The sequence below is a fragment of the Kitasatospora sp. NPDC034023 genome, assembly GCF_055575795.1.
Genome location: NZ_JBVIRY010000008.1, coordinates 102573 through 123343, shown reverse-complemented (window position 1 = coordinate 123343; position 20771 = coordinate 102573). Strand labels below are relative to the sequence as shown.

14 protein-coding genes and 1 pseudogene are annotated in these 20771 nt (G+C 73.1%); 6 read left to right on the top strand and 9 right to left on the bottom strand.

Going from position 1 to position 20771, the window contains the following annotated elements; translation table 11 throughout:
* The first annotated feature begins 154 nt into the window (after window positions 1–154).
* From ACZ52R_RS14855 to ACZ52R_RS14845, 3 genes are all read left to right on the top strand, one after another.
* Window positions 155–2215 carry a phosphocholine-specific phospholipase C gene (locus tag ACZ52R_RS14855; RefSeq protein ID WP_465753541.1) on the top strand — a complete coding sequence of 687 codons (2061 nt, stop codon included), beginning with the start codon at window positions 155–157 and terminating at the stop codon, window positions 2213–2215.
* A 119-nt stretch (window positions 2216–2334) separates the two neighbouring features.
* Window positions 2335–3543, top strand: coding sequence for an MFS transporter (locus ACZ52R_RS14850; RefSeq protein WP_465617982.1), 1209 nt, complete (start codon window positions 2335–2337; stop codon window positions 3541–3543).
* Window positions 3544–3671: 128 nt separating this feature from the next.
* On the top strand, window positions 3672–4406 hold the full coding sequence (locus ACZ52R_RS14845; protein WP_465663428.1) for a class I SAM-dependent methyltransferase: 735 nt from the start codon (window positions 3672–3674) through the stop codon (window positions 4404–4406).
* A 164-nt stretch (window positions 4407–4570) separates the two neighbouring features.
* Here the strand turns inward: ACZ52R_RS14845 and ACZ52R_RS14840 are convergent, their stop codons facing one another.
* From ACZ52R_RS14840 to ACZ52R_RS14815, 6 genes are all read right to left on the bottom strand, one after another.
* Window positions 4571–5671, bottom strand: coding sequence for a tryptophan 7-halogenase (locus ACZ52R_RS14840; RefSeq protein ID WP_465617978.1), 1101 nt, complete (start codon window positions 5669–5671; stop codon window positions 4571–4573).
* Window positions 5668–7659 carry a LodA/GoxA family CTQ-dependent oxidase gene (locus ACZ52R_RS14835; RefSeq protein ID WP_465663427.1) on the bottom strand — a complete coding sequence of 664 codons (1992 nt, stop codon included), beginning with the start codon at window positions 7657–7659 and terminating at the stop codon, window positions 5668–5670. The genes ACZ52R_RS14840 and ACZ52R_RS14835 overlap by 4 nt, the downstream gene beginning before the upstream one ends.
* A 183-nt stretch (window positions 7660–7842) precedes the next feature.
* Window positions 7843–8604, bottom strand: coding sequence for an SDR family NAD(P)-dependent oxidoreductase (locus tag ACZ52R_RS14830; protein WP_465617974.1), 762 nt, complete (start codon window positions 8602–8604; stop codon window positions 7843–7845).
* Window positions 8605–8660: 56 nt separating this feature from the next.
* Window positions 8661–9707 carry an alpha-ketoacid dehydrogenase subunit beta gene (locus ACZ52R_RS14825; RefSeq protein ID WP_465663426.1) on the bottom strand — a complete coding sequence of 349 codons (1047 nt, stop codon included), beginning with the start codon at window positions 9705–9707 and terminating at the stop codon, window positions 8661–8663.
* A complete protein-coding gene (locus ACZ52R_RS14820; protein WP_465663425.1) occupies window positions 9704–10711 on the bottom strand; it encodes a thiamine pyrophosphate-dependent dehydrogenase E1 component subunit alpha in 1008 nt (335 codons plus the stop codon). Before ACZ52R_RS14820 ends, ACZ52R_RS14825 begins: the two co-directional genes overlap by 4 nt.
* A complete protein-coding gene (locus ACZ52R_RS14815) occupies window positions 10708–12099 on the bottom strand; it encodes an MFS transporter (protein ID WP_465618263.1) in 1392 nt (463 codons plus the stop codon). The genes ACZ52R_RS14820 and ACZ52R_RS14815 overlap by 4 nt, the downstream gene beginning before the upstream one ends.
* A 110-nt stretch (window positions 12100–12209) precedes the next feature.
* Here ACZ52R_RS14815 and ACZ52R_RS14810 point away from each other — a divergent pair, with 110 nt between their 5' ends.
* The 3 genes and pseudogenes from ACZ52R_RS14810 to ACZ52R_RS14800 form a co-directional block, all read left to right on the top strand.
* Window positions 12210–13484: an ATP-grasp domain-containing protein gene (locus tag ACZ52R_RS14810; protein WP_465617969.1), complete on the top strand. Its 1275-nt coding sequence runs from the start codon at window positions 12210–12212 to the stop codon at window positions 13482–13484.
* Between the two features lie 117 nt (window positions 13485–13601).
* Window positions 13602–14375: an SDR family oxidoreductase gene (locus tag ACZ52R_RS14805; RefSeq protein ID WP_465617967.1), complete on the top strand. Its 774-nt coding sequence runs from the start codon at window positions 13602–13604 to the stop codon at window positions 14373–14375.
* 88 nt (window positions 14376–14463) lie between these two features.
* A pseudogene (locus ACZ52R_RS14800) lies at window positions 14464–15231 on the top strand (AraC family transcriptional regulator); the annotation flags it as partial.
* Window positions 15232–15281: 50 nt separating this feature from the next.
* Here ACZ52R_RS14800 and ACZ52R_RS14795 read toward each other — a convergent pair.
* The 3 genes from ACZ52R_RS14795 to ACZ52R_RS14785 are packed head-to-tail and all read right to left on the bottom strand — an operon-like array spanning window position 15282 to window position 20771.
* Window positions 15282–16739, bottom strand: a complete 1458-nt coding sequence (locus ACZ52R_RS14795) for an MFS transporter (RefSeq protein ID WP_465617966.1) — start codon at window positions 16737–16739, stop codon at window positions 15282–15284.
* On the bottom strand, window positions 16736–17569 hold the full coding sequence (locus ACZ52R_RS14790) for a thioesterase domain-containing protein (protein ID WP_465617964.1): 834 nt from the start codon (window positions 17567–17569) through the stop codon (window positions 16736–16738). The genes ACZ52R_RS14795 and ACZ52R_RS14790 overlap by 4 nt, the downstream gene beginning before the upstream one ends.
* Entirely contained in the window at window positions 17559–20771 is a 3213-nt protein-coding gene (locus ACZ52R_RS14785; protein ID WP_465617962.1) for a non-ribosomal peptide synthetase, read from the bottom strand. The genes ACZ52R_RS14790 and ACZ52R_RS14785 overlap by 11 nt, the downstream gene beginning before the upstream one ends.

Genomic DNA, 20771 nt, shown 5'->3' with positions numbered 1-20771 from the left:
ACGGAGGGCCGCTGACGGAACGTGTTCAGACAACTCGAGGCGTTCGCCGGACGTACAACGGGCAGCCATGAACGGTCCGCCGGGCGGTACCCCACGGGCGCTGTCCTTGGGGTGCCGTCCTCCACCCTCGCGACACCCAGAGGTCATTCCACCCATGGCAGAGCTGAACCGTCGACGTTTCCTCCAACTCGCGGGCACCACAGCCGCGTTCACCACGCTGTCGCAGAGCATCGCGCGGGCCGCGGCGATCGCCCCGCAAGGCGCCACCGGCACCCTCCGGGACGTCGAGCACATCGTCGTCCTGATGCAGGAGAACCGTTCGTTCGACCACTACTTCGGCGCGATGAAGGGGGTCCGCGGCTTCGGCGACCCCCGCCCGGTGACCCTGCCGAGCGGCAAGTCGGTGTGGCACCAGACGGACAGCGCCAAGAAGGAGGTGCTGCCGTTCCGCCCCCAGGTGAACGACCTGGGCATGCAGTTCGTCCAGGACCTCAACCACGACTGGGCCGGCGGCCACAAGGCCTTCAACAACGGCAGGTACGACCAGTGGGTCCCCGCCAAGACGGCCACCACCATGGCCTACCTGACCCGCCAGGACATCCCGTTCCACTACGCGCTCGCCGACGCGTTCACCCTCTGCGACGCCTACCACTGCTCGTTCATCGGCTCCACCGACCCGAACCGCTACTACATGTGGACCGGCTTCACCGGCAACGACGGCACCGGCGGCGGCCCGGTCCTCGGCAACCAGGAGGCCGGGTACGGCTGGACCACCTACCCCGAGCGGCTGGAGAAGGCCGGGGTCTCCTGGAAGGTCTACCAGGACATCGGCGACGGCCTGGACGCGGCGGGCTCCTGGGGCTGGATAGGCGACGCCTACCGCGGCAACTACGGCGACAACTCGCTGCTCTACTTCGACAACTACCGCAACGCCAAGCCCGGCGACCCGCTGTACGACAAGGCCCGCACCGGCACCGACGCCAAGGCGGGCGACGGCCTGTTCGACGTACTGCGCCGCGACGTCCAGGCCGGCACGCTGCCGCAGATCTCCTGGATCGCCGCCCCCGAAGCGTTCACCGAGCACCCCAACTGGCCCGCGAACTACGGCGCCTGGTACGTCTCCCAGGTGCTGGACGCGCTCACCTCCAACCCCGACGTGTGGGCCCGCACGGCGCTGTTCATCACCTACGACGAGAACGACGGCTTCTTCGACCACGTCGTGCCGCCGTTCCCGCCCTCCTCCGCCTCCCAGGGCCTCTCGACGGTGTCGACCACGGCCGACTACTTCGCCGGGAACGCCGCCAACGCGGCCGGTCCGTACGGCCTCGGCCAGCGGGTGCCGATGCTGGTGGTCTCGCCCTGGAGCACCGGCGGCTACGCCTGCTCGGAGACCTTCGACCACACCTCGATCATCCGCTTCATGGAGCGCCGCTTCGGCGTGCTGGAGCCCAACATCTCGCCCTGGCGGCGCGCCATCTGCGGCGACCTGACCTCCGCCTTCGACTTCACCGCGTCGAACCCCGCCCCGGCCGCGCTGCCCTCCACGGCCGGCTACCTCCCGCCGGACCGCAACCGGCACCCCGACTACGTGCCCAGCCCGCCCGCCACCGGCACCATGCCGAAGCAGGAGCCCGGCACCAAGCCCACCCGCCCGCTCAAGTACGCCCCGTACGCGGACGGCGCGGCCGACACCGGCACCGGCAGGTTCCGCCTCACCCTCAGCGGCGGCGCGGCGGCCGGCGCCCAGTTCCTGGTGACCTCGCCCAACCGCACCGACGGGCCGTGGACCTACACCGCGGAGGCGGGCAAGTCGATCACGGACACCTGGAACACCAGCTACTCCAAGGGCGTCACCGACCTGACCGTCCACGGCCCCAACGGCTTCCTGCGCCGCTTCCGCAACCCCGGCAAGACCGCCGGGCCCGAGGTCACCGCGCGGCACAACCCGACCACCGGCAACCTCGACCTCACCCTGACCAACGCGGGCGCCGCCGACGTCGTCCTCACCGTCAGCAACGCCTACGGCGGCACCCCGCAGACCGTCACCGTCCGCCGGGGCGCGACGCTCGCGTACACCGTCGACCTCGGCGGCTGCCGCCACTGGTACGACGTCACCGTCACCTCCGCGGCGACCGCCGACTTCGTCCGCCGCCTGGCCGGCCACGTCGAGACCGGCGCCCCCGGCCTCTCGGACCCGGGCATCGTCACCTACTGATCCGGCTACCCCCCGCCCCGCCGCCACCGACGCCGGCGGGGCGGCGGGCGGCGGCCATTCGGCGCAGCGCGCCCCCGCACCGCGCGGGCCCGGCCGGGCGGCGTGCCTATCGTGGGCGAATGACCGATCGTCGGACCGCCCGGCCTGCCGCGGGCCGCTTCGGCTACCTCGTGGCCGCCGCCGCCTTCGCCGTCTGCATGGCGGGTACCACACTGCCCACCCCGCTCTACGGGCTGTACCAGGACGAGATCGGCTTCTCCGAGCTGACGGTGACGGTCGTGTTCGCCGTGTACGCCTTCGGCGTCATCGGCGTCCTGCTGCTGGTCGGCAACGTCTCCGACACCATCGGGCGCCGCGTCGTCCTGCTCTTCGGGCTCGGGTTCGCGGCCTGCAGCGCCGTCGTCTTCCTGGCGGCGGACAGCGTTCCGCTGCTGCTCCTGGGCCGGCTGCTGTCCGGCTTCTCGGCGGGCCTGTTCACCGGCACCGGCACCGCGTACGTGCTGGAGCTCGCCCCGCCCGGGCGGACTGCCCGCGCGGGCTTCGCCGCGACCGCCGCCAACATGGGCGGCCTCGGCTGCGGATCGCTGCTGTCCGGCGTGCTCGCCGAGTACGCGCCCGACCCGCTGGTCCTGCCGTTCGTCGTGCACCTGGTGCTGCTCGCCACGTCGTTCGTCCTCACCCTGTTCCTGCCGGAGACGGTCGCCGGGGCCCGCCCGCTGCGCACCGCCCGGCCCAACCGGCCGTCCCTGCCGCCGGAGGTCCGCCGGGTGTTCGTCCCGGCCGGGCTCGCCGCGTTCGCGGGCTTCTCCCTGCTGGGCGTCTTCACCTCGGTCAGCCCGGCCTTCCTCGCCGCCGGCCTGGGCATCCACAACCACGCGGTCGTCGGCCTGATCGTCTTCACGGCCTTCTTCGCCTCCACCCTGGGCCAGCTCCTGGTGCCCCGTCTCGGCACGGCCCGGGCGATCCCGCTGGGCTGCCTGGTGCTCATCGTCGGGCTCGCCCTGCTGGCCGTCTCCCTCGCCTGGACCACCCTCCCGCCGCTGGTGCTCAGCGCCCTGGTCGGCGGCGCGGGCCAGGGCATGGGCCTGCGCGGCGCCGTCGGCGAGGTCGCCGCGGCGAGCCCCGCCGAGCACCGCGGCGGGGCCCTGTCGGCGCTGTTCGTGGTCGCCTACTTCGGCATCTCGATCCCGGTCATCGGCGTGGGCCTGCTCACCGGGCCGGTCGGCCTGGCGCATGCCGGCCTGGTCTTCGCCGCCTGCATGGCCGCCCTGGCCGCCGTGTCCGGAACGTACCTGCTGCGCCAGGCCAGGGCCGGGGCCGGGGCCTGAGCCCGTGTGACGCCGGGGGCCGGCTTTGCGCCGGGAGGCCGTGTTGCGCCGACCGGTGCTTGCCGCCCGGGCCCGGGACCGATAGACACGGTCCCGACACTGTGTGTGACACCAGGAGGTCCCCGGCCATGAGCGTGACGAGTCGGTACCGGGACGCCTGGGAGGGCTTCTGGCGCGGTGCGCCCGAGGAGCCGGGCTCGGTGATCTGGGACGCGGAGCCGGCCCTCACGGCGGAACCCCACCTCGCGCTGTTCGCCCCCTACGTCACCGACCCGGGGCTGCCCGTGGTCGACCTGGGCTGCGGCAACGGCACCCAGACCCGCTTCCTGGCCGGCCACTTCGACCGCGTCCTCGGGGTCGACCTGTCCGCCGCCGCCCTCGACCTGGCCCGGCGCCGGGATCCGGCGACGCGGGCCGAGTTCGCGGCGCTGGACGCCACCGACGCCGAGGCCGTCCGGGCGCTCCACGACCGCCTCGGCGACGCCAACGTCTATCTGCGCGGTGTGATCCACCAGAGCGAACCGGCCGACCGCCGCCTGGTCGCCGACGCCGTCGCCACGCTGGTCGGCGCACGCGGCCGGGCCTTCCTCGTCGAGCTCGCCGAGGCGGCCAAGCAGGTCCTGGCCGACCTCGCCCACCACCCGGCCGGGCCGCCACCGAAGCTGCGCCCGGTCTTCGCCCACGGCCTCGCCCCTGCCGAGGTCGCCGACACGGCCCTCACCGAGCTCCTCGACACGGCCGGCCTCGCCGTGCTCGCCGTCGGCGACCTGCCGCTGATCACCACGGAGTCCGCCCCCGACGGCCACCGGATCGACCTCCCGGCCCGGTGGTTCGTCGTGGGCGCCCGGCCGGCCCGCCCCTGAGCCGGGCGGGCCGGCCGTCGGGCCGTCAGGCCGGGTGGGCCGCCGTCGGTTCCTTCTCCCGGCGGAGGAGGTCGTCGAATCAGACAACAGCCTTACCGCGAGCCTGGACGCCATGCACATGCAAGGCCAACGCGATCGAAATCGCAACTTCCTTTTGTTTTCACTTACTTGGGGTATACCTGCACCGCCACGCGAGGAGCGGCTCCCGATTGGCGCCGCTGCCAGAACGGGCTGTCCGGCCACCGCTGTTCGAGGGCGTAGTAGGCCGCGTGGTGGCGCCGGTAGGCGGCGGTGACGGCCGTGACGACATCGGTGTAGCCATCCAGCGCGTGCGGGTCGCCGTCGAGGTGGCCGTGCACGGCGGCTCCGGCGGCCTGACCGGTGTACAGGGCCGTCAGGATGCCCTGGGAGGACAGCGGGTCGAAGGCGGCCGCGGCGTCGCCGACGGCGGTCCAGCCGTCGCCGTGGACGCGGTCCAGGCGGACGGTGTGGGCGGGCGCCCTGGCGGGTGCGGGGAGCGTGCGGTGGGCGGCGGTACGGGCCGCGGTGGGGCCGGTGGCGGCCAGGCGCAGCCCGAAGGACCGGCTGTCCGGGCGGGCGGCGGGCAGGTCGGCGTCGGTGAAGAAGGCGACCAGCAGCCGGCCGCCGGGCAGCAGCGCGCTGTACCACCAGCCGTCGGGCGCGGCCTCGACGAGCGTGGTGGCGTCCGCGGTGTCGCGGGCGTCGAGGGTGAGGTACAGCGCCACGAGCCGGTCGCCGCGGACGCGTCGGGCGCCGTGGGTGGTGGCGATGGCGGCGCGCCGGCCGGTGGCGTCGACGAGGTGCCGGCAGCGGACCGTCCGGCCGGCCAGGGTGAGGGCCCACGAGCCGTCCTGGTGACGGGCGTCGGGGCGCACCACCGCCTCGCGGACGTCCACCCCCACCGCGCGGGCCGCCGCGCGCAGCCGCCGGTCGAAGAGTGCGCGGTCCAGGTGCCAGCCGGGGCCGTACGGGTCGTTGATGCTGTCGACGGTCCCGATGTCCTGGGCCCCCCAGGCGGACCGGTTGCCGTAGCAGGGCAGGTGCCCGGTGCCGGGGACGGTGTCGGCCACGCCGAGGTCGCGCAGCAGCATCCGGGCGACCGCCGGCAGCGCCTCGCCGACCGGTGGCGGGCCGCCGGGGGCGTGGGCGAGCAGCACCCTGCGCCCCCGGGCGGCCAGGGCGAGGGCGGCGGCCGCACCGGCCGGTCCGCCGCCCACCACCGCGACATCGTGGTCCGACGTCACGCGCCGCCCTCGGTCGGCGCGCCCTCGGTCGGCGCGCCGGCCTCCTCGCCGAAGGGGTCGAGCTTGTCGAAGTACCCGATGGTGACCTCCTCGGCCGAGAGCCCGGTGAGCGCGAGGACCTCGCCCGCCGCCTGCATGCTCAGGCTGTCGTGGGCGGCGGTCGCGGCGGGGACGTGGATGGCGCTCAGGTTGCGGGTGTCGGAGACGCCTTCGAGCGGGAAGCCGGGTACGGATTCGACCTGCATCCGCTCCGGGAAACGGCCGTCGCCGACGGTGTACGGGCGGACCTCGACGATGCCGAAGTGGTACCACTCGGCGACGGCCTGCTTGAGCTGCTGCTTGTAGTCGCCCTGGAGTCCGCGCAGCCAGGACGCGCGCTTGGCGAATGCCGCCTCGCGGCCGTCCTCCTCGACCCGGGTGATCTCCTTGTTGACGATCCGGTAGTCGCTCTCCTTGAGGACGTGGTTGGGCACCCGGGCCGGCCAGAAGGTGGGCAGGTAGGGGTCGTAGCGGGGGCCGAGCTGCTTGGCGGCTTCGTACCCCGAGCGGCAGCTGGCGGTGTCGGTCTGCCAGGGGACGGCCATCCAGCGGGTCAGGTCGCCGGGGCCCTGCTCGTGCAGGGGACCGTCCGGACCGAGCGCCCGGGCCTGGCTGAGCTTGTCGCCGTAGTCCGGTTCGGCGGTGCCCTCGGCGCGGTGGCGGATGCGCAGCGGTTCGCCGTACATGGTGGGGTGCCGGATCGGCCAGGTGACCTCGCAGCCGGGGTGGAAGGCGTCGGCGAGGCAGAAGTCGAGGGCGGCGCGGTCCAGCAGGGCGGGCTGGTCGGCGACGGGCGCGTCCTCCGGGCGCCGGGGGAAGCCCGGCCACGGCGTGGTGGTGAACTCGCCCTTCATCCAGGCGAGGAGGATCGCGTCCTGGGTCGGGGAGACGGTCATGTACTGCAGGACGGAGGTGGGGATGCTCTTCATGCCGTCGCCGTAGATCCACGGCCAGGGCATCGGGGAGATGCCGTCCCGCTTGGGGTCGCGCAGCGCGGTGTAGACCTGGCGGCGCAGTTCCTCGTGCGTGGGCGAGGGGTCGGCGAGCCTGGCGAGGTGGTCGGGGGCGAGGAAGTCCTGGGGGCCGCCGAAGCCGAAGTGGGCGGCGAACCCCTTGTTCACCCACTGGAGTTCGCAGAACCGCTGCAGGATCGGTTTGACGTCCCGCTCGAAGTTGACGGTCTTGGGCGGCGCCAGCGTCCCCTCGGTGACGAAGAGGTCGTACAGCAGGTCGTGGAGGGTGCGCACGGTCTTGACGTCGGGTGCGTAGTTCGGCGGGGCGACGACGACCCAGGCCGGGTCGACGCGCAGCGCGGTGCCGTCGATGGTCACGGTCGCGGTGACCGGGCCGTCGGAGGTGTCGTCGCACCAGCCGTCGTTGTTGCCGTACGAGACGAGCTCGCCGCCTTCGGGGTTGCGGGACGTGCCGACGCCGCCGAGCACGACCAGCCGGCCGTCCGGATCGCAGTGCATCCGGCCGAGCGGGACGGGCGCCCCGAGGAAGGAGCCGCCGGTGAACTCCACCTCCTGCTTGCTGCCCGCGACCAGGGTCTTGCGGCCGGGGTCGATGACCAGGCTCGCCCGGTCCTTGACGGCCGCGTTGCGCCGGGGCTCGGGCTGGTCCTTCATGTCGGGGATGTCGAGCGGGAGGCTGAACTCGTACCAGGCGGCCTTCTTGTTGGCGACGTGCACCGCCCACTCGATGCGCACCCGCGGGTCGTCGACCGTCAGCTCGCGGACGACCCTGCCGTCCGCGCCGTAGCCGTAGATCCGGAAGCGGGCGGCCTGCCGCTTGATCGCGCCCTGGTCGTCCTTGGAGAAGCCGGGCTGCTCGGCCGGCGGGTCCGGCACCTCCGGGCCGAGGAACCAGCCGTCGTCCCGAGTGCTGTTGCCGACCCGGGCGATGCCGATCGCGGGATGGATCCTGGCATAGGCGATGTCGTCGCTCAACGCGCTCTCCTCTGCTCGCACGGACGGGGCACGGCCGTCCGATGCCGCCCCCACCCCAGGGTCTTCGGTAGACGAACCACCGGAGTTGAGCACGCGCCCGGGTGAAGCGGTCGGACCGGAACGCGGAGCGAGCGCCGGACCGACGGGGAGGGCAGCGGGCCCACCACCGTCCGGCCCGGCGGGTCACTGCGCGGTCCAGCCGCCGTCCACGCCCAGTGCCTGGCCGGTGATGTAGGAGGCCTCGTCCGAGGCGAGCCAGAGGACGGCGGCGGCGACCTCCTCGGGGCGGCACAGCCTGCCCAGGGGGATGTTGCCCAGGTAGAACTCGTCGGCGCTCGGGCCGCGGTCGCGGCGGGCCTGTTCCAGCATCGGGGTCAGCACCGGCCCGGGGCAGACCGCGTTGACCCGGATGCCCCGGGGGCCGTAGTCGATGGCGCTGTTGCGGGTGAGGCCCACCACACCGTGCTTCGCCGCGGTGTACGGGGCCGCGTTGAGGTAGCCGACCAGGCCGGCGATCGAGGCGACGTTCACCACCGCGCCGCCGCCGTCCTGCCGGAGCATGGCCTGGATCTCGTACTTCATGGACAGCCAGACGCCCTGCAGGTTGGTGTCGGTGATCCGACGCCAGTCCTCCAGGTCGAACTCGTGCAACTGCCGCCCCGATCCGGGGACGCCCGCACTGTTGCAGGCGATGTCCAACCGGCCGTCGCGGGCGACCACCTCCTCGACCAGTGCGGCGACGTCGGACTCCCGGGTGACGTCGGCCGGCACGGCGAACGCCCGTCCGCCGGCCGCCTCGATCACGGAGACCGTCTCGGCCAGTGCCCCGGGCCTCCGCCCGGCGACCGTCACCCGGGCTCCGGCCGCCGCGAAGGCGACGGCGACGGCCCGGCCGATCCCGGTACCGCCGCCCGTCACCAGGACGGACCTGTCCTGAAAGCGCATCCCCGCGCCCCTCTTTCCGCTCGTGTTTCCTGGGTCGGCTCGTGGGTTTCGTCGGCTCAGCCTGTCCGCTTGACGAGGTCCTCCACCGCGCGCACGATCGCCGCGGAGTCCGGCAGGACACTCGGCTCCAGCGCCGGGCTAGCCGGGTAGGGCACGCCGAGCGACCCCAACCGCACCACGGGGGCGCGCAGTTCCTCGAAGGCGTGCTCGGTCACCGCCGCGGCGATCTCCGCCGAAGGCCCGTACCGGACCCAGGCCTCGGCCGCGACCACCACCCGTCCGGTCCGGCGCGCGGAGGCCGCCAGCGTGGCCACGTCCAGCGGTCGCAGCGAGCGCACGTCCACCACCTCGCAGTCCAGGCCCTGTTCGGCCAGCCGGCCCGCCGCCACGAGGGCCTCGGGCACCATCCGGGACAGCGCGAGCACCGTGACGTCGCTTCCGGGGCGCACCACCTCGGCGGTACCCAGCGGCACCAGGTGCGACCCGGTCGGGACCTCGCCCTCGGTCGCGTAGAGCAGCTTGTGCTCGACCAGGATCACCGACTCGTCCGAGCGCAGCGCCGCGGTGAGCAGGCCCTTGGCGTCGGCCGGGCTCGCGGGCAGCACGGTGTGGAGCCCGGGCAGATGGGCGGTCCACGCCTCCAGCGACTTCGAGTGCTGCGGGCCGGCGTTGATCCCGGCGCCGCCCTGGGTGCGCACCACGACCGGCATGCGCACCTGGTCGTTGTAGGCGAACGGGAGGGCGGCCACGCCGTTGGCGATGCTGTCCAGCGCCAGGCACAGGAAGTCGGTGTACATGATCTCGACCACCGGCCGCAGTCCGCTCATCGCCATGCCCATCGCGGCGCCGACGATGCCGTTCTCGGAGATCGGGGTGTCCAGGACCCGGTCGGCGCCGAACTCCTCCAGCAGTCCCCGGGTCACGGAGAAGATGCCCCCGTAGTGGGCGACGTCCTCGCCCAGCACGACCACCCGGTCGTCGGCGGCCATCTCCCGGCGCAGCGCGTCGTTCAACGCCCCCGCGTACGTCATCCTGGTCGTGGCCGGCGACGTGGTCGTGGCCGGCGAACCGGCCGTGGTCGCGCTCGTGGTCGTACCGGTCACCGCAGTGCTCCTTGGTCCCACCTGGACGCGTACGCGAAGAGCTGGTCGGGGTCGGGCCACGGGCTCGCCCTGGCGAACGCCACCGCCTCGGCGATCTCCGCCACCGCCGCCCGGTCCACCTCGGCCAGTCGCTCGGACGGGACGCCGCGCTCCCGCAGCCGGCCGGCCGCCAGCTCCAGGGGGTCGGTGGCCCCGGTCCCCTCGTCCGGGTCGCGGTAGCCGCCGCGGTCGGAGCTGGAGAAGCCGGACCTGCGGAAGGTGACGGCCTCCACCAGCGCCGGTCCCCGTCCCTGCCGGGCCGCCTCGACGGCGTCCGCGACCACCCGGTGCACCGCCTCCACGTCGTTGCCGTCCACCGCGTACCCGGGGATGCCGTAGCCGGCCGCCCGCCGGTACAGCTCGGTCTGGCGCGAGTGCCGGTCGAGGCGGACGCTCAGGCCGTAGCCGTTGTTCTCGACCAGCACGACGACCGGTAGCCGCCACAGCGCCGCCATGTTCAACGCCTCGTTGAACGCACCGGAGTTGACCGCGCCGTCGCCGGTCACGCAGAGCGTGACGGCGCCCCGGCCGGCCCGCTTCTGGGCCAGGCCGTGGCCGACCGCCAGGAGCAGCGAGTGCCCGACGATGCCGGAGGGGCCGAGCAGTCCGTGCTCGGCGTCGGCGATCAGCATGTGCCCGGCCCGGCCGCCGCACTGGCCGTCGGCCCGGCCCATCATCTCCGCGAAGGTGCGGCCCAGCGGCAGGCCGAGACCGACGTACTGGGCGTGCGGGCGGTGCGTGGCGGTGGTCAGGTCGCCCGGCCGCAGCGCGGCGGTGGCGCCGATGCCGGCCGCCTCCTGGCCGATGCCCAGGTGCATCGGCCCGGTGACGAGCCGCTCGGCCACCAGCTCGGCGAGCACTTCGTCCATCCGGCGGAGCACCCGCATCCGCCGGTAGAGCTCCAGCAGGTCGTCGTCGGGCGGGGGGTGCGGGAGCGTTCCGCACGCCTGCCGAGGTTGCGTCACAGTGCGTTCTCCAGAACGTGGATGGGGGCGGCGGGCGCGGTCCGACGGCGGAACGGCCCGACCAGGGCGAGTCCGCCGGCCGCGCCGGCCAGCGCGAGCAGCGCGCAGGACCACCACAGCGCCCACGGCGCGACCGAACCGTAGAGATAGGCGCCGGCCGGCGGGCCGAGCAGCTGGGCGGCCGCGTAGGACCAGCCGAAGGCCGCCTGGTAGCGGCCCTGGGCGTGCGTGGGGGCCAGGTCCGCGATGATCGAGCCGACGAAGCCGGCCGCCCCGATCTCGCCGATGGTCCAGACCACGACGGTGGCCAGGTACCCGGCCGCGGTGTGCACCAGACCGGTGGCCGCGATGCCCAGTCCGAAGACGGCCCAGGACACCGCGAGCACCGCGATCCGGTCGAACCGTTCCAACCAGCCGGCCAGCGGCGGTTGGAGCACGCCGATCAGGACGCCGCTGACCAGGAAGACCGCGCCGTAGACGGCGGAGGACTCGCCGCTGTCCTTGATCGCGAGCGGCAGCCCGACGGTGACCTGCGCGTTGATCAGGCCGCTGACGACGTTGAGCGCGATCAGTGCGAGCAGCAGCCGGTCCCGGAACAGCCCGACGGGGTGCTTCCGGGCGACGGCACGCGGCAGGGCCGCCGCCGGCCCCTTCGGCAGCAACAGGGCCACCAGCACCGCGAAAGCGGCGGAGGAGGCGGCCTGGGCGAGGAACAACAGCCCGTAGCCGTACCGGGCCAGCAGGCCCGCCAGCAGCCCGGCGAGACCCACCCCCAGGTTGACCGCCCAGTAGATCAGTCCGTAGGCACGCGGCTGGGACTGCGCGGGCACCAGGACCGCCACCAGCGCGGCCGCGGCCGGACGGTAGACGTCGGCCACCACCCCGACCAGGACGGCGGCCGCGAGAAGCGCCGGCAGGCCGTGCGCGAGGCCGAGGCCGACGATGCTCGCCGAACTGGCCGCGAGCCCGCAGACCACGGCCACCCGGGGGCCGAACCGGTCGGCCAGCACGCCGCCGAGCGGCTGCGAGACCAGGCCGCCCAGCCCGACGGCCGCCAGCACCGTCCCGGCGTCCGACGCGGACAGGCCCTGATCGCCCAGATAGAGCACCAGGAACGGGACCGCCATACTGCCGATCCGGTTCACGAGCTGGCCGGCGAACACCACCCAGAATCCCCGTGGCAGCCCACGGAAGTGACGTAAAACGAAAGTCCTTGCCTGGGTGATGATTTCGATACCCCCGATCCCCCGACCGGACACCGCAACGGATGGCCCGGAAACTCGGCGAGAATGCCGTATTGCCCCGCGAGAGCATCGGCAGGGCTGTTCCGGACGTGCGGTCCCTTCGTCCTCACCGTACAAGCCGACCACGTGCTTTTGAAGGGACATCTCAACACCCGAGATGGCCATCCGCCCTCGTTGACCGAATGTTGACAGGTCGTCACTCCTGTGCTTGCATCCCCAAGGCGAATCGCCAGCTGCCAGAGAGGCTCGGTCAATTGACTACCCGGCGTGTGATTCTCGTCGACACCTACGCCCTGTCCCGCCGTCTCGCGACCGCCTTCCTCGAGCGCGGAATAGAACCGGTCAGGGTACAGAGCACTGTCGAAGTCCCCCGGCTCTACGCCGGGAAGCCGGATTCGAATCCGTATCTCGCCGACTTCGTGCACACCGGGGACGTCGAGGCGACCGCGGCACGGCTGGCGCCCTTCGAACCGCTGGCCGTGCTGCCCGGCGGCGAGCTGGGGGTGGAACTCGCCGACGCGCTGAGCGAGCGGCTCGCCCGCGACCGCCCGATCCCGACGAACGGGACGGCGCTCAGCCCGGCCCGCCGCGACAAGTACGCCATGGTCGAGCGGATCAAGGCCTGCGGGCTGCGCGGAGCGGAGCAGATCCTGGTCCGCTCCGAGGAGCAACTGCGCTCCTGGCACGAGCGGTCGGGCGGGCGGGCGATCCTCAAGCCGCTGCGCAGCGCCGCCAACGACGGCGTGTTCTGGTGCGACACCCCCGAGGAGTCGGTGCGGGCCTACCGCACCCTCGCCGGCCGCGAGAACATCTTCTCCGAGCCCGGCGACGGCGTGGTCGCCCAGGAGTACCTGGTCGGCGCCGAGTACCTGCTGAACACGGTCAGCCGGGACGGCCACCACCATGTCTGCGACATCTGGAAGACGCACCGGATCAGCGCCAACGGCAAGCGCGACCTGGCGGTCGCCTGCCAGCTGCTGCCCCGCCGGGGCGAGGTGCAGGAGCCGGTGGTCGACTACGGCCTGCGGGTCCTGGACGCCCTGGGCATCGCGAACGGCCCGGCCCACGTGGAGATCAAGCTGACCCCGCAGGGCCCGTGCGTGATCGAGGTCGGCGCCCGGATCGCGGGACTCGACCTGCCCGGCCGCACCCACCTCGCCACCGGCGAGTCCCAGATCAGCTGGACGGTCGACGCGTTCGCCGAACCCGACCGCTTCCTGGCGCGCCACCAGGAGGACTACCGGCTGAGCCGGTCCGTCGCCTGGGCCGGCCTGGTGTCACCGGTGCGGGGCGTCCTGCGCGGCTACCGGGGGCTGGACGACATCAGGGCCCTGGAGAGCTTCCGCGAACTGCACCTGGCGGTCCACCCCGGCGACCCGATCAGCCCCACCGTGGACGACTCCACCTACCCGCTGGCGGTCTCACTCGCCCACGAGGTGGACGAGGTGCTCCTGCGCGACCTCGGCACGCTGCGCTGGCTGGACGGACCGGGCCTCTACGACGTGGCCGAGGGCCAGGCGCATTCCTGACCCTGCGGGATTCCTGCCTCTTCGGGATTCCCGCCTGTCAAAACTCTGCGAACTCCGCGAACTCCGCGCACTCTTCGAACTCCGTGACACACCGCTAGCAGATGGTTGGAATCACCCATGGATCTGGGAATTTCGGGGCGCACCGCGCTCGTGTGCTCGTCCACCGGCGGCCTGGGGGAGGCGATCGCCCGGGCGCTGGCCGCGGAGGGCGCCCGGACGGTGGTCTGCGGACGGCGCGGGGAGCGCGCCCGGCAGATCGCCGCCGAGTTGCCCGACGCCGTCGGAGTCGAGGCGGACCTCCTGGCCGAGGACGGCCCGGCCCGGCTGATGGCGGCGACGATCGCGGCTTTCGGCCCGCCCGACCTGCTCGTCCTCAACGGGCCCGGGCCCAAACCCGGTCCGGCGAGCGGCCTCGACCCGGCCGAGGTGGACGCCGCGCTGGACGTCACGCTGCGCCCGCAGTTGGCCCTGGTCACGCTGGCGCTGCCGGCCATGCGGGAACGCGGCTGGGGCCGCATCCTGGCGGTCGGATCCAGCGGGATCGCCGCTCCGATCCCCAACCTGGCGCTCTCCAACCTGGGTCGCGCGGCGCTGGCCGGCTACCTCAAGACCCTGGCCGCCGAGGTCGCCGCGGACGGGGTGACGGTGAACCTCCTGCTGCCCGGCCGGATCGAGACCGAGCGCACCGCGGCGATCGACGCCGCCAACGCCGAGCGCGCCGGCCGCAGCCTGGCGGACGTGCGGCGGTCCTCGGTCGAGGCCATTCCGGCAGGTCGCTACGGGCGGCCCGAGGAGTTCGGCGCGACCGCCGCCTTCCTGTGCAGCGCGCAGGCCTCCTACGTCACCGGCACCGCGATGCGTTGTGACGGCGGCTACGTGCGCGGCCTGTGACGGGAAACACGGATTACCCGGGCTTCCCGCCCATCACGCAGCGTCAAATTCCATCACGCGGGAAACCGCATTCCTGATAAGATCGATCATGCTCACGACGAGTAAAGCTCTCCGTAAATCATCGCGCAAACCTGCGAGTAAACCGGAGATCGCCGCCTGGCGGCCTTCCGTAGGCGGCATCCGAGAAGTCTTCCACGCGCGCATAACGAACCACGTCTACCCCATGCACACGCACGACGCATGGACACTCCTCATCGTCGACGACGGAATCGTCCGTTTCGACGTGGACCGTCATGAATACGGCGCCCTGGATCACCTCGTCACGATCCTCCCGCCGCAGGTCGCGCACAACGGCGATTCGGTCTCCCCGGACGGATTCCGGAAACGGGTGCTCTATCTGGACCCGACCCTGCTGAGCCATGAACTCATCGGGGCGGCCGCGGACCAGCCCGTCATCTCGGACCCGGTGCTGCGGCAACGGATCCACCTGCTGCACACCGCCCTGAACGGGACCGACGACCCGCTGGAGGCCGAGAGCCGACTGGGCTTCATCGTCGAACGCCTGCACGGACACCTCGCGGGAACGCTGCGTGATGCCCGTCCGCCGGCCGCCCCGGGCGTCGCCGGGCGGCTGCGCGACCTGCTCGACGCCCGGCTGGTCGAAGGCCTCACCCTGGCGGAGGCCTCCGACCTGCTGCAGTCCCACCCCACCCAGCTGGTCCGCGCCTTCACCAAGGAGTTCGGCGTGGCCCCGCATCAGTACCTGACGGGCCGAAGGGTGGACACGGCACGCGGCCTGCTGCTGGAGGGCATGACGCCGGGACTCGTCGCGGCGACCACCGGCTTCTACGACCAGTCGCACTTCACCCGCCACTTCAAGAACACCATCGGTACCAGCCCCGGCCGCTACGCCCGGTCCGCCACCGCCGGCTCGGCCAAGGCCTCGGTCGCCGGCTCGGTCGCACGCTCCGACTCGGTCGCACGCACGGTTTCGGCCGCACGCTCGGTCTCGGTCGCACGCTCGGTCTCGGCCGCCGGCTCGGCAGCGGGCATCTCCCGCAAGCGGGTGAGCGGGGACAGCAGGACCCCGCCGACCACGAAGACCGCCGATCCGAGCGTCGAGACCCACAGGGTCTGATGCACGCCGATCCGGTCGGCGAGCAGTCCCGAGAGCAGGCCGCCGAGCGCACCGAGCCCGAACATCACGGCCCGTACCGCCGCGTTCATCCGCCCGAGCAGCTCGGGCGGCGTGACGTTCTGCCGCACGCTGATGATCAGGATGTTGACGGTCGTCAGCCCCAGCGGCCCGAGGAACCAGGCGATCGTGAACAGTCCGCCCACCAGGAAGTCCGGGCCGGCGGCGGCCGGCACGAGCAGCATCGGCACGAACGCCACCGTCAGCGCGCAGGCGTAGAGACGCCCGAGGGACAGCCGCTGGGTCAGCCGGCGGCACATGATGCCGCCGACGATCCCACCGCAGGCACCGACCGAGAAGATCAGTCCCAGCACCGAGGCCGACAGCCCCCGGTCGCGGGCCGCGTACAGGAGGAACATCGGCTGCGTCGCCGAGAGGAAGAAGTTCGCCAGGCCGCCGACCAGCGCGATCCACCGCACCAGGCGGTTGCCCGCGACGAACCTCAGTCCCTGGGCCAGTTCCGTGCGGATCCGCCGCCCGGGCACGACCTGGGGCGGGGTCTCCTTGGCGCGGATCAGGAGCAGCGAGACCACCGAGCCGAGGAAGGTCACGGCGTTCGCGGCCATCGCGACCGGAGCCGTCAGCAGGCTCACCAGCGATCCCGCCAGTCCGGGCCCGGCCGCCTCGGCGGTCGCGGACGTGGTCGCCAGCTTGGAGTTGGCGTCGACCAGGTACTTCGGGTCGCGGATCAGCGTGGGGACGAACGACATCCAGCTGATGTCGAAGAGCACCGCGCCGATCCCCACACCGAAGGTGATCGCCAGCAGCAGCGGCATGTCCAACCGGTCGAGCCAGGCCAGCACCGGCACCATGCCGATCAGCACCAGCCGGAGCAGGTTCGCCCCGATCATCGTCGTGCGCCGGCGGTGGCGGTCCACCCAGACCCCGAACAGCGGCCCGAACACCAGGTACGGGACCATCTGCAGGAAGCGCAGCAGACCGAGTTCGTCGGGCTGCGCGTCCAGGGTGATCACCGCGGTCAACGGCAGTGCCAGCACGGTGATCTGCGTGCCGAACAGGGAGAGGGTCTCCCCCGACCAGAAGGTGAGGAAGTCCCGGTTGCGCCACAGGCTCGGGCGGCCCTGCACCCCGGCCCCGTCGGCGACGGTGCTGTCCTTGTCCGCGACGGCGGTTTCCCCTTCACGGACAGTGGTGTCCTGCGTGGTCATGCCGGTACTCCTTCCGGTCGCGCGGCGGACACCTCGTGCAGGGTTTCCCACACCGCTTCGCCCAGCGCCTTCAGTCCGGCTCCCTGCCACAGCGAGAAGTGGTCGCCGGGCACGGTGACGGTGCGCACGTCCTGCGCCGCGTCGCTCCACCGCAGCGGACCGCGCGGCGAGTCCTCGGCCTCGACGACCAGCACCGGTCCGGGGTAGCCGGGCTCGGGGCGGTAGCCGTGGAGGGCCTCGACGTTGCGCCGGAACACCTCGAACCGGTGGTCCAGGGTCTCGGCGTCCAGCTCCTCGGCGATCAGGCCCGCCCGGTGCAGCAGACGCCAGGCGTCCCCGGTCGGCGCGTCCGACGGCCACTCCCCCAGCACGTCGGCGACCTGCTGCTCGGCCCGTCCGTTCCCGGCCTCGGTCAGCAGGTTGACGGCGAACCCGGACAGGACCGCCTGCCGCGGCGGGACCGGTTCGGCGTGGTGCATCAGGGCGTCGACCAGCACCACGAGCGGCACCCGCCGCCCCCGCGCCAGCAGCCGGTGGGCCATGGCGAACGCGACCGAGCCGCCCATCGACCAGCCGAGCAGGCACAACTCCGGCCCCACGCAGTCCTCTTCGACCGTGCGGGCGTAGTCCTCGGCGAGCTCGCGCAGGTCGGTGGGCGGCAGGCCGTCGCCGTCGTACCCGGGCGCCTCGATGCCGACCACCGGCCGGCCTCCGAGGAGGCCGGCCAGCGGCAGGTAGGTGTAGGCGGAGCCGGAGGCGGAGTGCACGCAGTACAGCGGCGCCAGCCCGGTGTCGTCCCCGCCGAACGGCAGGAGCAGGTCAGCCGACACGGCCGGGCTCCGCGGTGACGCCCGCCGGGGCGGCCTTGAGGGCCGCCGGCTTCGCCGCCACCAGCCGGTCGACCTCCGCGGCGATCGAGCGCGTGGTGGCGTCGGCGAACATCGTCCGCAGCCGGATCTTGACGCCGAACTCCTTGCCGAGGCGGCTGACGACCCGCATCGCCTGCAGGGAGTTGCCGCCGGCCGCGAAGAACGCGACCGCCGCGCTGACCCGCTCGACCTCCAGTACCTCGGCGTAGATCCGCGCGACCGCCTGCTCCGTCGGCCCCTGCGGGGCGACGTAGTCCTCCTCGGGGTCGGCCTCGACCGGGTCCGGCAGGGCCTTGCGGTCGACCTTCCGGGCCGTGGTCAGCGGCAGCCGGTCCAGGACCACCCAGGCGGTCGGGACCATGTACTCGGGCAGCCGCTCGGCCAGGTGGGCCCGCAGGTCGGCCGGGTCGGGAAGGCGGTCGGCGGCCGGCGAGGCGTAGCCGACCAGGCGGTTCTCACCGCGCCGGTCCGGCCGCAGCACCACCGCGCCGACCCCCACGTCCGGGTGCGACATCAGCGCGGACTCGATCTCCTCCAGCTCGATGCGCAGGCCGCGCAGCTTCACCTGGCCGTCGCCGCGGCCGAGGAACTCCAGCTGGTAGTCCCGGTTCCAGCGGACGAGGTCGCCGCTTCGGTAGACCCGGCCGCCGGGGTGGAACGGATCCTCGGTGAACGCCGCCGCCGTCAGGTCCGGGCGGTTGAGGTAGCCGCGGGCGAGGCCTTCCGGACCGCCGATCAGCAGCTCACCGGCGACACCGCGCGGGACGAGCTGGCCGGCCTTGTCGACCACGTACATCCGGCGGTCGGTGAAGGGGGCGCCGATCGGCGGGGCGCTGCGGGCCGGCTCGTGCGGGCACTCGTAGGAGGTGCAGCCGACGGCGGCCTCGGTGGGGCCGTAGCAGTTGATCATCCGGCGCCCCGGCAGGTTCCACTTGGCGACCATCTCGGCCGGAACGGCCTCGCCGCCCGCCATGATCTTCCGAAGGTGCGGGTAGGACCCGCCCTCGACGAGCGCGAGCATCGCCGGCGACATGCAGATGTAGGTGACCTCCTGCGCCCGCATGAGCGCCGCGAGCGCGTCGGGCGAGGTGCCGGCCTCCTTGTCGACCAGGACCAGGGCCGCTCCGGCGGTGAGGCCGGCGAAGATCTCGCCCTGCGACATGTCGAAGGCCAGGGCGGCCAGCTGGAGCATCCGGTCCTCCGACTGGAGGTCGAACACCCGGCGGTAGGAGGCGATGAACGACTGGAGCGCCCGGTGTTCGAGGAGCACGCCCTTGGGCCGGCCGGTCGAGCCGGAGGTGTAGATGACGTAGGCGAGCGAGTCGCGGCCGGCCTCCTCGGCCCAGCCGTCGGACTCGGCTCCCGCCTTGGCGATCGCCTCCCGCTCGCGGTCGACCTCGATGACCGACCAGTCCGCCGACGCGGGTATCCGCTCGCTCACCCGGCTCTGGGTCAGCACGATCGGCGCCGCGGTGTCCTGGAGGATGTACTCCAGCCGACCGGCCGGGTGCGAGGGGTCCAGGACCGCGTACGCCGCCCCGGACTTCAGCACGCCGAGCAGCGCGACGAGTGCGTCGAGGTCGCGCTCCATCGCCACCGCGACCACCTGCCCGTGCCGTACCCCCCGGTCGCGCAGGAAGGCGGCGAGTTCGAACGCCCGGCTCTCCAGCTGACGGTAGGTCAGACTGTCGCCCTCGTGGATCGCGGCGACGCGGTCCGGCTGCTCCAGCGCGCGCCGGGCGATCGCGGCGTGCACCGGCTCGTCCGCGTGCGAGAGCAGCTCGCCGACCCCGGCCGCGAGGAGCTCCTGGACCTCCGTGCCGTCGAGCAGCGCCAGCTGCGACACCGGCCGGGCGGGCTCCGCGCAGGCCGCCCGCAGCACCTGGGCCAGGTGCCGGACGAGCGCCTCGACCCGCCAGCCGTCGAAGAGGTCGGCGGCGTACTCGACGAGGACGTGGAGCCGGTCGGCCGACTCGACGAAGGTCAGGGCCAGGTCGAAGCGGGCGCCGAGCGACGGGATCGCGACGGCCTCCGCGGTCAGCCCCGGCAGCTCGAACCCCATGCCCGAGGTCTGCTCGGTCAGGAACTGGGCGCAGACACCGAACAGCGGGTTGCGGCCCGCGTCGCGGTGCGGCCGGAGCCGGTCGACGACCCGTTCGAAGGGCACGTCCTGGTTGTCGTAGGCGTCCAGCAGGGTGTCGGAGAGCCGGTCCAGCAGGGTGGCGAACGCGGGATCGTCCTCGAGGCCGGCCCGCAGCACCACCATGTTGGTGAAGTACCCGACCACCTCCTCGAGGTCCGGATCGGTCCGGCCGAGCGCCGCGGTGCCGAGCGAGACGTCCTGGTTGCCGGTGTACCGGCCCAGGACCACGGTCAGCGCGGCGGTCAGGACCATGAACAGCGACGCGCCCTCGGCCTCGGCGAGCGCGCGGGCCGCCGCGAGCAGGTCCGGCGGCAGCTCGGCCCGCGTGGTGCCGGCGGTGTAGCTGGGTTCGGCCGGACGCGGGCGGTCGGCGGGCAGCTCCAGCGGGGTGACGCCGTCCAACTGCGTCTGCCAGTACTGGAGTTGCTCCTCCAGGCCGCCGTTCTCGAGGGCGGCGCGCTGCTCGGCGGCGAAGTCCGCGAAGCGGACGGGCGCCGGGCCGTCGGCCGGTCTGCCGGCCGGTACGTCGCCACGGAGCGCCGCGGCGTAGGCATCCGGGAGCTGCCGGAGCAGCAGGCTGGTCGACCAGCCGTCGGTGACGAGGTGGTGGAAGACGAGCGACAGCACGTGCTCGTCCGCCGAGAACCGGAACAGCTTGAAGCGGTACAGCGGGCCTTGCACCAGGTCGAAGGACCGGGAGGCGTGCTCGTGCAGCTCCTGCGCGAGCCGGGCCTCGCGGGCTTCGGGGCTCCCCTCGGCCAGGTCGCCGACCGGCAGGTCCACGTCCGACGGCGGGGTGAACACCATCCCCGGCGCCCCGTCCACCGCGGACACCGTTCCACGCAGCGACTCGTGCCGGCGCACGAGCTCGGTCAGGGCGGCGGCGAGCGCCGCGCCGTCCAGCGGTCCGCGGAGCCGATGGGCGACCGCGACGTTGTACGTCGCGAGCCCGGGAGTCAGCTGCTCCAGGAACCAGAGCTGCTCCTGCCCGACCGACAGCGACACGTGCCCCGACGCCAT